The sequence below is a fragment of the Gammaproteobacteria bacterium genome (assembly GCA_029882975.1).
In the GTDB taxonomy this organism is placed as follows: Bacteria; Pseudomonadota; Gammaproteobacteria; order SZUA-152; family SZUA-152; genus JAJDNG01.
This window is the reverse complement of the sequence record JAOUJW010000034.1, coordinates 40,050-53,514: the sequence shown is the minus strand read 5'-3', so window position 1 is coordinate 53,514 and position 13,465 is coordinate 40,050. Positions and strand designations below refer to the sequence as shown.

Here is a 13,465-nt window from a genome sequence, read left to right as displayed (position 1 = left end):
CAGTGACGGTGACAGTAGCGGTGCCGGTGCCGCCATTGCCGTCCGAGATGGAATATTGAAAACTGTCCGATCCGCTGAACCCGGTGTTGGGAGTGTAGGTGATGGTGGCGCCGCCATTAATGACCGCGGTGCCGTTGCCCGGTGCTACTGCAATAGCGGTAACGCTAAGGCTATCCCCGTCAGCGTCGCTGTCGTTGGTCAGGACGTTGACGGTTACAGCGGTATTGAAAGCTGTGGTGGCGCTGTCATCGATTGCCATCGGGTTGTTGTTTCCCTCTGTAGCTACGGTGACAGTTACCGTAGCGGTGCCGGTGCCGCCATTGCCGTCCGAGATGGAATATTGAAAACTGTCCGATCCGCTGAACCCGGTATTGGGAGTGTAGGTGATGGTGGTGCCGCCATTGATGACAGCATTGCCGTTGTTTGGTGTCACAGAAACTTCGGTGATGGTAAGAGTATCTCCATCGGCATCGGAGTCGTTGGCTAATACATCAACGGTCACGGGCGAATCGAATTCTGTGTTGGCGCTGTCGTCCACGGCAACAGGGTTTTGGTTTGCGTCGCCGCCGCCGTTGCCGCTGTCTCCGCCTCCGCCACAGCCACTGATGAAAACAGCCAAAATAATAACAAATAGAGTGTGCAGGATGTTCATGATTTTCTTATAACTCCGTATACAAGTTGTTAGTCGGTTCCTCTACGAAAAAGATTGGCACTGGGTAACATCGGAAAGCTTCCAGTACCCTGGGTCATACTGCTTAAACGGTTGTTGTCGATGGTTGCAAAAAGTTTAAAGTGATACTTATTTAAGAGAGCGCGCTGAGTATTTAGGTTTATATTTAACATACTCAGTCGATTAGTAAGGTTATGCCACACTTTATGGCATTAGTCAAAACCGGTTTCGTTGTATGTAATCTTTGTCAGGTGCTGGGTTTCGCGTCTATGCAGCTAATCACAAAACCGGTTTTGTTCTGGCTGGTTATTCTGATTTAGAAATATGTGGTGTCTATTCCAGCAAAATTGGTGTTATCACACAGGTGTGAACCGTTAGGTGTTGGTGGTGCCGTGGCCAATGCGGTGGTTAGTTCCGCAAAGTGATTGGTATTGATATCATCTGCCAGGGTCTGACTCAATGTGGGTAAGGTAAGGGCATAGTCCAGTGTCGCTTTTTCTGCAGCGCAGTAACCGGTGTAGTGATAGATTTCACCCATATTGTAGACAGCGTTGTCCTCACGGATGCTGCCGGCATAGTTGCGGACGACCAGGTTATAGTAATGCAAGGCTTGATTAAAGCCTGCGACCGGGTCAATTGCAGTGGGTGCTTCCAATTGGTAAATCGTGCCAATTTCATAATAGGCGTTATCAACCCAGTTACTTTGGGGAAAATCCTGAGCTAATGTGATGAATGTGTCCCGGGCCCAGTCCAGGGTCACTTGGGCCAAATCCAGATTGTTGTAAATACCGCTGCGTTCCACGGTCGGCAGGCTATAGATCATTTGGTAGCTTTTGCCCAGATAATAGCGGGCGTTATCAGCGCTATTGGAGCGCGAATATACTGTATTGGATAATAAAGTGGAAAATTGTAAGACAGCCAAACTGATTCGGTCTTTCATCACGGCAAAATCCTGGTTGTTCTGTGCCAGAGTTGCCTCATCGTAATAGCTGGAACCTGATTGATACAGGGCATTATCAGCCCAAATACTCAGTGGAAACCGGCTAACCAATTCTTGGAATGCTGTACGTGCTTGTACATACTTACTGGTAAAATCTCCGTTAACGTTCCCTGCAGTGATCAGCTCGGCTTGTTGTTGCAGGCTACGTCCTTCGAAGTAGTAAGCGCTGTCCAGACGGTTGCTGTTATTGAAGATTGGGTTAATAGAGGTGATCAAAGCGGTGAATTCAACAATTGCGCTGTCATACAATGAGGTTGCCGTATTGGCATCCGCGGTGCTCGATGCTTCATCATAGAATGTTTTCCCTATCTGGTATTGTGCATCATCCGACCAGTTGCTGGTGCCTGTGGTGACCAGTTTTATGTATTCCAATCTGGCATCCGCATAAAGCCCTTCTTCGTGGAAGCTCTGTCCTTTAAAGTATTGGGCGTTGTCGTTATAAACGCTCAGTGGGTCGGCGATCAGCGTGTCGTAATAGTGTCTTGCGTTGATAAACAGGTCAGATGCCAGGGTGATGGATAGGGAAGGATTGGTTTGTAGCATCTCTGCCTGTGTGTGCAGGCTGCGGCCCAGGTAATACTGAGCGTCATCCAATAAGGATTCCAGGCTGAAAGTGGTAATGTAGTCCAGGAATCCGTTCGCCGCGTTTTGCAACAAATCGAACTCGGCTTGGGGTTGGATTTGTAGTTTTGCTTCGTCATAAAAAGACTTGGCATGGTAGAATACGGCATTGTCTACATAGACACTGGCGGGGAAAAGGCCGGGATAGGCTGTGTATAAATTTCTCGCTGTCGCAAAATCCTGCAGTTCATGATAGCAACGTGCTATGTAGTAATTGGCATTGTCGATATAAATACTTTGAGGGTATTGATCTATAAGCGCCAAAAATTGGGTCTTGGCCGGTTCGTAGTTGTCGGCTTGGTAGTTCGCCAATGCTTGTTGGTAAAGTAAACTATCGGATTCGGTATATTCCGGTTCGTAGCCACAGCCAATTGACATGATAGTTATCAGTACTGTAAGAAAAAGGAGTGAGTAGCGAACACTGCGCATAATGGTAAATCCAGATGAAATTTAAGTTGGTGGTAAGTATTCCGGGGCGGGTTACGTATGAAGATTATTTCAAAATTTAAGTTCGAAGGGAATATGTTTTGGTGTTTTTTTTAGTGCCTAATTGCGGTTAAAAAATCGTGCCGTCACAGGCTCAGCTATGGCTTAAGTTTGCGTGTTTCAACGGTATTTCACGTATCCGTTTGCCGGTGGCCGCAAAAATGGCATTAAGCACCGCCGGAGCCGCAACCGCAATGGTGGGTTCGCCGATTCCGCCCCAGAATCCCCCGGAAGGCATGACAATGGTTTCCACCTTGGGCATCTCTGCCATTAACAAGGAAGGGTAATCATTAAAGTTGCTTTGCTCCACCGCGCCACTGTTAATAGTGCATTCGCCATAGAGCAGAGCAGACAATCCGTAGACAAAGGATCCTTCGACTTGGGCTTCAATTTGCTGCGGGTTTACCGCGTAACCCGGATCGGTGGCGGCAACAATGCGATGAATTTTCAGTTTACCTTCCGGGTCCACCGAAACTTCCGCGCAGGCGGCCACAAAGCTGCCGAAGGTATTACATACGGCCAGGCCACGGAAAATACCTTCACCGGCGGGTGTGCCCCAACCGGCTTTTTCCGCGACGGCATTGAGTACTGCCAGGCTTTTGGGATGTTTGGTCATTAATTGACGGCGAAACTCCAAAGGGTCTTTGCCGGCGGCATGAGCCAGTTCGTCCATAAAACATTCCATGTATATGGCGTTCTGATTCATGTTGACCGCGCGCCAGAACCCCGGTGGTACCGGCGGATTGCGCATAGCGTGTTCCACCAGTAAGTGGGGGATACTATAGCTGATGGCGTGATCCCCGTCCGGCAATAAGCCCTGGAAAGTGATCATATCGGCGCCTTTGGCGAGCATATGCGGGAACACTGAGGCCAGTATGGATTGTCCGGATATGCGCACGCGTAAGCTGGTCAAGTTACCTTTTTTGTCAAAACCGCCGCTCAGTTTGCACTTGGTAATCGGGTGGTAGTGACCGTGTTGCATGTCTTCCTCACGGCTCCACAATAATTTAACGGGAGTGCCGGGTATTTGTTTGGCAATGGAAACGGCCTGGGTGACAAAATCGTGAAAAGCGCCACGGCGCCCAAAGCCTCCACCCAAATGAATTTTATAGACTTCGCATTTTTCTATGGGCAGGCCGGCTGCTTTTGCTGTGGCCTCCAGCGCCGCCTCGCCATTTTGGGTAGGGCACCAAACTTCGCATCGGTCTTCATTCCATAAAGCCGTGGCGTTCATGGGTTCCATGGTGGCGTGGTTCTGGTAGGGATAGGAGTAGGTGGCTTCTATGTGGTTGGAGGCGCGTTTTAGAGCTTTTTTGGCGTTTCCGTTTTTGTTGCCCACAAAGGCTTTGCCTCGTTTCAAGCCTTTGTCGAGCCATTTACTGATAGAGGCGCTACTGACTTTGGAGTTACGGCCTTTGCTCCAGTTGATGGGCAGGGCTTGTAATGCGGTATGTGCCTGCCACCAGGTGTCAGCAATGACCGCGACTGCATTATCTTCTACAGGCAGGATATGTCGCACTCCCGCCATGTTACTCACGATTTTTGCGTCGAAAGATTTCAGTTTGCCGCCAAACACCGGGCAGGCTTTAATGGCCGCATTGAGCATGCCGGGCAAGCTAACGTCCGCTCCAAATATTTGCTTTCCATTGAGTTTATCAACGGTATCCAGGCGTTTGACCGGTTTACCGATGAGTTTCCAGTCTTTGGGTTCTTTTAACGTGACATGTTCCGGTGGGAATAACTGGGCTGCCGCTGCGGCTACCTGTCCATAGGTGGTGTGGCGTCCACTGGGTATATGGGTAATAACGCTGTTGACGGCTTGGCATTCGTCCATCGGTACTTCCCATTGTTCGGCGGCCGCTTCCATCAACATATGCCGGGCAGCAGCGCCGCCTTTACGAACGTATAGATGGCTGTCGCGAATGCCGCGACTGCCGCCGGTGGAAAAACTGCGCCAGACTTTGTCCCGAGCCAGGTTTTGTCCCGGGGTGGGGTATTCGGTTTTCACTTTAGACCAGTCGCATTCCAGTTCTTCTGCCACTAACTGCGCCAAGCCGGTCAGGCTGCCTTGGCCCATTTCGGAGCGGGCGATGCGAATAATAACCGTATCATCGGGCTGGATAACCACCCATGCGTTCACTTCCGGAGGGACCATCGCTTCCACTTTTACGCCGGCGGCGGCTGCCAGTTGGGAACTGTGAAAAGGTATATACAGCCCCAGAGAAAAACCGGCCAGTCCCGCGCCTACGGCACTGCTGCGAACGAGAAACTCCCGTCGGGAAATTGGTATAGGCTGATCATCCGGTTTCACTTGGGCTCTCCCTGGGTTTGTTCCTGGGTTCGTCCCTGGGCTTTACCGGCAGCTAAGTGAATACCACGACGTACCCGGTTAAAGGTGCCGCAGCGGCAAATATTGCTTATATTTGCATCTATGTCTGCGTCACTGGGATTGGGATTATCCTTAAGCAGGGCAGCGGCGGCCATGATCATGCCGGGTTGGCAATAGCCGCATTGAGGTACATCCAATTCAGCCCAGGCCTGCTGCAGGGGATGATTGTTGTTCTCTGAAAGTCCTTCTATGGTGGTGATTTTTTGCGATGCGCCAATGGAATCAACCTTGATGCTGCAGGATCGCACGGCTTTGCCGTCGATATGGACGGTGCAAGCGCCGCATACACCGATGCCGCAACTGTATTTTGTGCCCGTCAGGCCCAATTGCTCGCGAATTGCCCAGAGCAGAGGGGTTGATCCGGACACATCAATATCGACCTCTTTGCCGTTAATGTTCAATTTTGCCATGCGCGGACCTCCGTGAACCAGCAGTCTACCTCTGTTGTTTCAGTAACTCAATAACTGCTTGAGTTTGTTCGTATAGGGATTATTGTGTGTATACTGACCGGAGCCGGTCGTTGTTGAAGGAGAGAATATGTACATCCTACCGTCGTTCCAAAATACCAATGAAAACGAAGCCCTCGACTTTATTGAAAGCGTCAATTTTGCTGATGTGGTGACTTGTTTTGACGGCGTAATGCTGAGCAATAAGTATCCCCTGTTTTTAAATCGTGAACAAAAACGATTGTTCGGTCATGTGGGTCGCAGGAATCCGCAACTGGAACACTTGCAGGCGGGAGCGGCAAATGTTTTGCTAATTTTCTCCGGGCCGGGTGCTTATGTGTCGCCTCAGTGGTATGCAAGCCGGAATATGGTGCCGACCTGGAATTTTCAGACATTGCAGATACGCGGGACGGTGCAGGTTCTGGATGATTCTCAACTACCGGAGACGCTTCAAGATTTGACGCAATTCCACGAATCGCCGTTTGGGCAAGCCTGGACACTCTCCCAATTGGATGCTGCCCCGCGCCAATCCATGCTGAATATGTTGGCTGCGTTTGCAGTCGATATTGAGGATATTCGTTTCAAAGAAAAGTTGAGTCAAAATCGCAGTCCAAAGGACAGGCGGCGTGTGGCTGAGCAGCTCTCCAAACAAGGGGATGCCGGGTCTGTTGCCATCGCCCGATTGATGCAGAAACAATTGGAGAGATCGTAAAGGCGGTTTAATTCGTGAATATGACGCTCAGGGTGGTCTTTTGCGCGTTGACGCCAGTAGCGTTATAATGCATAGCAAAACCAGTAAGGTGCAAACTTGAATAAGTTAATGAAACGGAAGCAGTTGATGGGGGGAGCCATCCGGTTGTTGTGCAGCCTGTTGACTCTGGTGCCCATGCATTTTTCTGTGGCGGCGGATGAGGATACTCAGGCTCCACAAGTTCAACACCATCTTCCTGTTGATATGGCGGAAAAAACCGGGCCGCTGGCTATATCGGCGACGGTGACGGACTCCGGCGGCGTAAAAACTGTGGAACTGTACTATCGGGTAAAGGGCACGGAGACTTTTAGAGTTCGTACCATGAACCCCGTAGCCGATTCCGCCCTTTACACTGCCGTGGTGGATGAACTGGAATTAATCGTCCCGGGATTGGAGTACTATATTCAGGCGGTGGATCAGGCAGGCAATACGGTGCAGCACGGCAATCCTTTTTCACCCTTGTCCGTTCCCGTGCGAGGTGCCGTGGCGTTGGATAGCCCACCGCCAACCGCAGCTGTTACAGCCGGCTCCAAGAAGCCGGCGGCGACCAGCACCTGGGTCTGGGTGGCCGTGGGGGTGCTGGTCACGGGCGCCATTGTTGCGGCAGCCAATAAAGATGATGAGAGCAGTGATGGTGGGACCATTGTAATTTCGGGGCCCAGTCCGTGGCGGTTTTTTTGATGATGTTTGGTGCTCACCGACCGGGGATAACATCGCTTCGTGGCGTTTTGCGATTTTGCGTGGCTTGTTTGTGTTTGCCCTTATTCGCCTGTAGCCAGGATAGTGTGGAGTATGACGGAGACCGTATGATCTTGAGTTTTATGGCGCCGGCGGCTCTGGGGGACCCTTTAATTGCCGGTTTGCGGGCACAATTGATTCTCGACGGGCAGCGCGTGGTGGAGCTCAGCGTCAGTGACATCGATAACAGTATTAGTGGCCGCATGGATAATGTGGCTCCCGGCGACCATGTCTTGATAGTGCGCTATTTTATTGTTTTGGCGGACACGGATCTGCTGTTGGCAACTGTTGTTACGGACGTAACAGTGGCGGATGGTCAAATATCCGAGATAATCCTGACGGATAACGACTTAAACCGCGATTATGACGCCGATATAGACGGGTTTTCCAATCTGGTTGAGGTGCGTTCCGGCACCGACCCTCTCGACAGTTCCAGTTTTCCCGCGGCGTTGCAAACGGCTGTTCTCTAAGTGGTTGGCAATTATAGCTATTGTGCGAAACGGTCGGCGGTTTTTACGTTCTTAATGACAGCTTAATTCAATCCCACAGAGATTAAGCTATTATAAGTGTTACATTTCTTTTCGAATTTAACACATTGTTCTTTTAGTAATTTCTTATATGAATAAAAATCTTGGGTATTCCATTCTATTGCTGGTATCGCTGTTGCTGCCCGCCTCTTTAATGATCTACAAGTTATACATACTGGACTATACCGTTTCCGGGTTGATTCCTGCCGTGAGTTATAATGTGGACATCACGCTGCAGGTGGATGGTCATGGTGATGATATTCAGCTGGGGACTTTTTTACCCCGGTCTGATGCGCGGCAAAAAATTATGGACGAGCAAAGTTCACCGGGTTTGTTTTCCCTGGGCTTGCAGTCTGACGCACTAAATCGCATGGCGCAATGGACAGCGGATTCGGTTTCAGGGAATCAGACCGTGCGCTACAACTATTCTGTATTGGGGCGACATGTACGTTATGTATTGCCGGAAAATGCACCCATTCCAAACAGCTACCCCCAATTGCTGCAAAAGTATCTGCTCTCAGAGCCGGGCGTACCGGTTAATGATCCTTTGATTGAGCTGGAGTTGGCAAAAATTCTGGGGTCGGAGCCCAATATTAAACCGGCCTTAACAGCCATTCATCGGCATTTACAGGATAAGTTTGCCAATCGTAATTTCTCCGGTTTTACCGATGCCCTCACCGCCTTAAAGCTGGGGGAGGCCAGTTGCAACGGCAAGGGCCGATTGTTTGTGGCCATGGCCAGAAAGCTCAATTTACCTGCGCGTCTGGTGGGAGGGTTGATTCTCAATCCCGGCTCCAAGCGTACCAGCCACCAATGGGTTGAGGTCTATGTTAATGGTCACTGGGTACCCTTCGACACCATCAACGATCACTTCGCAGAAATCCCGGCCAATTTTGTCAGTTTGTATTATGGTGATCAGGTATTGTTTAAGCACACGACCAATGTGAACTTTCAATACAATTTTAAAATTCTAAAACGTCTTGTGCCCCAGGCGGAGGTACAACAGTCTCTGAGTAAGTCATCGTTTAATATTTTAAATATCTATTCGGTGTTCGAGCGCGTGGGCATCTCGCAAAATTTACTTAAGATTTTGCTCATGATTCCCCTGGGTGCTTTTGTGGTGGTGATATTCAGAAACGTGATCGGAGTAGAGACTTTCGGTACATTTTTACCCGCCTTGATTGCAGCCGCTTCGCGGGAAACCGGGTTGTTGTGGGGTGCAATCGGGTTTACCTTGATTATCCTGATTTCCTCTCTGGTTCGGCGGGTTTTGGATTCGATGCAATTACTGCATTCTCCCAAGATGGCGATTATGTTGACCACTGTTGTGATTGTCATGTTAATTATGACCGTATTAGGGGTGCAGTTTGGTTTGTTTGAACTGGCGCATATTACCTTGTTTCCTATTGCCATTTTAGCCATAACAGCAGAGCGCTTTGCGATCATAGAAACTGAGCAGGGATGGCGCAAGGCGTTTAAAATCACCGCCTCCACCTTGATGGTCATCGCAGCTGCCTATGTTGTGATGGATTCACTATTCTTGCAAAGCATGATATTGGCGTTTCCCGAACTGCTGTTGGTCATTGTGGCACTGAATCTGTGGCTGGGTAAATGGGTCGGCATGCGTTTGTCAGAGTTCTACCGTTTTCGCGGCCTGATATTCAACAAGGCGAGTGCTTGATGTTTGGTTTGAAGCAAGTCTTTAAACGTATGCGCGAAGCCGGCGAAGCATGGGGTGACGTACTGAGCATCAATCAGCGTAATCTGTCCTATATTTATCCGCGCAATCAACGTCGTCATTTCCCTTTGGCGGATAACAAGCTCAAAACAAAAGGCGTGTTGGCGCAACACGGTGTCCCGGTACCTAAAACGTATTTGGTTTATGACTCCTTCTACGGCATGAGTCAATTGTCACAGGATTTGGCACCTCACAACGAGTTTGTGATCAAGCCGGCATCAGGCCGGGGTGGGGGCGGAATCATTGTAATTGCACAACGCCGGGGCGATCGTTGGATCAGTGTCGGTGGTACGCAATACAGCGAAGAGCAGTTGCGCAAACACATTTCGGATATATTGTTTGGTGTTTACAGTTTTGATCTAAACGATCAAGCAATAGTGGAGGAGCGCTTAAAACAGCACGATCAGATAACCCGGCTTAGTCCCTACGGTTTGGCGGACGTGCGGGTGGTTGTATGTGATCATCAGCCGGTGTTATCCATGATTCGTCTGGCGACTCAGGCGTCCCGCGGTACTGCCAATTTACACCAGGGTGCAGTGGGAATGGGGGTTGATATGGAGACGGGCATTACCCGCCATGCCATCCATGACGGACGCGCGATACAGCAACATCCCGATTCCGGCCAGTCGTTGATTGGCGCACAAATACCCTATTGGGACAACATTCTAGAAATAGCGCAAACCGTGGCGCACACCGTACCTTTGAAATACTTGGGCATTGACATTGCTCTGGAGTCATCGGGACCCAAAGTATTGGAGATCAACGTGCGTCCCGGAATAGAAATACAAAATGCCAATATGCTGGGCCTGCGTGGTTTATTGGAGGATTTGTCGCCATTGGGTGCGGAAGGTGGTGACCGTGAATAGCCTGCAATTAAAAATCTGGCGTGAAAGCTTCGTGCCTGTGTTATTGGTGTTGTTAGCTTTGTTTGTGTTGTTGGGCTATGTGGAGTTTGAAAGCAGAAGTAATGCCGATAAAGTGGTTGTCATAGAAATCAGCAGTACAGATGCCCAAAACGATGATGAAGATGACGCGGGCGATATAGCCGATGCGGGCAATACGATAGATCTGCAACCGGCGCGACCTTCGGATGATCGTGTTCAATTGCAAAAGGCCGAAGCGTTGATCGTCCAATCTCACTGGGATGAGGCGGAGTCCATCTATCAGCAGTTACTGCAGAAACACAAGAGCTCAGCTGCCTACAATGATCTGGGGCTGTTTTATTATCGCAAGGGGGATCGCAAACAGGCCTTGTCACAATTCAATCGAGCCCTGAAAACCAAGCCGGTGGATGTCTCGGCATATTTAAATCGGGGCTTGGTTTACCTGAAGCGTGGGGATTATGAGCGGGCGCTGCAGGACTATGAGAGCCTGATCCGTGCGGTACCACATCACTTTGAAGCCCACCTGAATATGGGCGTGACTTACTTAAAGATGAAGTTGTACGCCAAGGCGGTTACCACCTTGGAAAAAGCCAAAAGCATGGCCGGCGGCAAACGCAAGGCCAAGGCGCTGTACAACCTTGGGCTTGCCTATAAGGCTATAGGTAAAAAGCAGTGGTCGATTGCGCGTAAGGTGTTCAATCAAGCCGTTCGTATCCGGCCAGACTACATAAAAGCGCGTTTTGCTCTGGCAGCGCTGGAGCCAGAGACCGCTGAAGGGCGCAAGGAACGTATAGCGCAATACCATAAAGTTCTGGATTTGGTACCCAATTATCCTCCGGCGTATTTTCGAATTGCAACGGTGTACTTTGACGCTGCGGATTTGGATAATGCTTTGCAGTATTATGAAAAAGCCTTGCAGTTCAATCCCCAATACACAAAAGCACGCATAAACTTAGGATTGGTTTTCCTGGAGCAGAAGCGTTGGTCGGATGCCCGGATTCGGTTTGAGAAGGCTCTGAGCGAAGAGCCGAATAACGCGACGGCCCGCTTTAATCTGGGACGTGTGGCATACGGTATAAAAGATTATAAGCTAGCTATTGCGGAATACGAAAAAGCAGTAGCAATGAAGTCAGGGGATTATCCCAAGGCTTATTTAAACATCGGTTTGGCGTATAAAGCCATGCGGCAATATGACAAGGCCATAATCTACTATAAAAAAGCAATTGAAGCTAAAAAAGCTTATCCGCAAGCCTGGTACAACCTGGGGCAGCTCTATCTGAAAAACAAAAACTATTCTAAAGCGGATGCCGCTTTTGCAAAGGCAATTGAGATTAAGCCGCAATATGCACAAGCCTGGTTTAACCGGGGGCTGGTATTCAGTCGTCAGGAAAGAGTTGACGAAGCCATTACGGCTTACGAGAAAGCCGTCAGCATTCGGCCCAACTATTTGAAGGCCATGCTGAACCTGGCGGTTCAGTATTCACGAAAAAACCAGGAGAACAAGGCCATTACCGCCTATGAAGCAATTTTGGCAAAAGATCCCAGCTATGCTCAGGCTTGGAATAACCTGGGCAGTGTCCTGTACAGGCAAAAACAATGGGAGAAAGCCGAAGAGGCCTTTTTGCAACTACTGACTCTTGATAGTGAAAGCGTCAAGGCGCGCAGCGCTTTGGCTGCAGTTTATCAGGGGGCAAAACAGCCCAATAGGGCGGTGGCGGTATTGCGCGAAGCTGTAAGTCTCGATGCTAATCGAGCGGATCTTCGCTTCAGCTTATCGATGGCTTTATTGGATTCCGGTGACAAGGCGCAGGCACGTAAAGAATTGTTGAAGGCAAAGAAACTGGATCCGGACAACAAAGAAATCAATCAACAATTAAGTGAATTGCAATAAAGGCACTAGTGTCGTTAAACGTGGAGATATTGTCATGAATAGAAGTAAGTTGGCATGGATAGGGTTGCTGGCGGTATTGGTTTCACCTGTCTATGGTGCCGATGATGGAGAAGATTCCGCCCCAAATGGATGGGAGGCCAAAGCTGCACTGGCTTTTGACAGCAATATCTATCGAGCACCCAGCGACCCATACTTTGATGTCGCAGCGGGAGCGCCGGTTGACCCTAAAGTGCAGTCCGGTTTGTTTTTGCCGGTACGCTTACGGGGCAAGCTGGACCACTCTACCAATGAGGACAACCGGCTGCAAGGGTCCGTGTTGTTACTCAAGGATTTGTATCTGGATTCCAAATACAGAAATGCGGACAACACCAAGTTCTTAATGAAGTTTGGCAACGAACACATTATTTCCCGAAAGCGAAGCCTGGATAAAAAGTTCTATGTGGGTTTCAAATATGTCAATAATATCGATTCATATGTGGATCGCGATACGGGAGATGAAAAACTCGTCGGGACAACCGATATTTCACAACGCTATCGCTATACTCAATCCGGTATAAATTTTGACTATAAATCCCGTACCACCAGCCCCCAATACTCTTTTGACATGGATCTCTATAATCGCAAATATGAAAAAATCGCCGGAATAAAAGAGTATGATTACGGTTATTTCAATATGGGCGGTGAAGTGAAGTTTCGTATGGCTCGATCAAGCAAATTGGGCATGTCCTATCACTACTACACCATATCTTACGATGAGTTGTCGGCGCGAGATGCCAACGCGGCTTATGTGAATGTGTTGCGTGAATTTCGTTACCACGACATCGGCGTTCACCTGCGTCAGCGTCTTAGTAAGGCGATGGTGCTGCATTTGGATTATCAGTATAAGTTGCGGCAGGATCCCTACCAGGGCTACTACGATTACACCAAAAACAAACTGCGTACTCGCTTAAAGTATGAAATCGATCCGCGCCAGATGTTGAAACTGGATTTTGCCGTTTGGCACCGGGATTATCCCAATGCCTTTGCATACGACGATCCCAACGAAAATCAAAAGAAATACTACGGTACTCATTTGAAAGTCAATTATGATTACCAATGGGATGATACCAAAATGCTTTTTGCCCAGCTTCAACACTGGAACGAAAACTCCTCGGATCAGCGCTACCAGTTTGATCGCAGTATTTTGTGGTTAGGTGGAACCTGGGAATTTTAAAGCGCCTTGTCTGAACGTGCACCATAACAAATCGCGCCAATGAATCAACTTTTCATTGGCGCGACTTTATAAACTTGGATCTTTTTCATCGTAAGAATCTTAACGCACGAA

General features: G+C 49.2%; 11 protein-coding genes. 7 read left to right on the top strand and 4 right to left on the bottom strand.

From position 1 onward, the window contains the following. From OEY58_19310 to OEY58_19295, 4 genes are all read right to left on the bottom strand, one after another. On the bottom strand, positions 1–652 hold a 652-nt coding region (locus OEY58_19310), incomplete at its 3' end, for an Ig-like domain-containing protein (GenBank protein MDH5327607.1). A gap of 334 nt (positions 653–986) precedes the next feature. Next, the gene (bamD, locus tag OEY58_19305; protein ID MDH5327606.1) at positions 987–2,669 is read right to left on the bottom strand and encodes an outer membrane protein assembly factor BamD; all 1,683 of its coding nucleotides are present in this window, start codon (positions 2,667–2,669) and stop codon (positions 987–989) included. Between the two features lie 202 nt (positions 2,670–2,871). After that, a complete protein-coding gene (locus OEY58_19300) occupies positions 2,872–5,088 on the bottom strand; it encodes a molybdopterin-dependent oxidoreductase (GenBank protein ID MDH5327605.1) in 2,217 nt (738 codons plus the stop codon). Next, positions 5,085–5,576 (bottom strand): (2Fe-2S)-binding protein, encoded by a 492-nt coding sequence (locus OEY58_19295; GenBank protein MDH5327604.1) that lies wholly within the window; start codon positions 5,574–5,576, stop codon positions 5,085–5,087. The genes OEY58_19300 and OEY58_19295 overlap by 4 nt, the downstream gene beginning before the upstream one ends. Before the next feature lie 127 nt (positions 5,577–5,703). On the opposite strand from OEY58_19295, the gene OEY58_19290 reads away from it, so the two are divergent. The 7 genes from OEY58_19290 (at position 5,704) to OEY58_19260 (ending at position 13,354) form a co-directional block, all read left to right on the top strand. Beyond that, positions 5,704–6,324 (top strand): FMN-binding negative transcriptional regulator, encoded by a 621-nt coding sequence (locus OEY58_19290; protein ID MDH5327603.1) that lies wholly within the window; start codon positions 5,704–5,706, stop codon positions 6,322–6,324. A gap of 108 nt (positions 6,325–6,432) precedes the next feature. Continuing rightward, on the top strand, positions 6,433–7,044 hold the full coding sequence (locus OEY58_19285; GenBank protein MDH5327602.1) for a hypothetical protein: 612 nt from the start codon (positions 6,433–6,435) through the stop codon (positions 7,042–7,044). Beyond that, a complete protein-coding gene (locus OEY58_19280) occupies positions 7,029–7,571 on the top strand; it encodes a hypothetical protein (protein ID MDH5327601.1) in 543 nt (180 codons plus the stop codon). Before OEY58_19285 ends, OEY58_19280 begins: the two co-directional genes overlap by 16 nt. A 148-nt stretch (positions 7,572–7,719) precedes the next feature. After that, entirely contained in the window at positions 7,720–9,309 is a 1,590-nt protein-coding gene (locus OEY58_19275; protein MDH5327600.1) for a UUP1 family membrane protein, read from the top strand. Then, the gene (locus OEY58_19270; protein ID MDH5327599.1) at positions 9,309–10,232 is read left to right on the top strand and encodes a hypothetical protein; all 924 of its coding nucleotides are present in this window, start codon (positions 9,309–9,311) and stop codon (positions 10,230–10,232) included. The genes OEY58_19275 and OEY58_19270 overlap by 1 nt, the downstream gene beginning before the upstream one ends. Continuing rightward, the gene (locus OEY58_19265; protein MDH5327598.1) at positions 10,225–12,141 is read left to right on the top strand and encodes a tetratricopeptide repeat protein; all 1,917 of its coding nucleotides are present in this window, start codon (positions 10,225–10,227) and stop codon (positions 12,139–12,141) included. The genes OEY58_19270 and OEY58_19265 overlap by 8 nt, the downstream gene beginning before the upstream one ends. A 34-nt stretch (positions 12,142–12,175) precedes the next feature. Next, entirely contained in the window at positions 12,176–13,354 is a 1,179-nt protein-coding gene (locus OEY58_19260; protein ID MDH5327597.1) for a hypothetical protein, read from the top strand. The last annotated feature ends 111 nt before the right edge of the window (positions 13,355–13,465 follow it).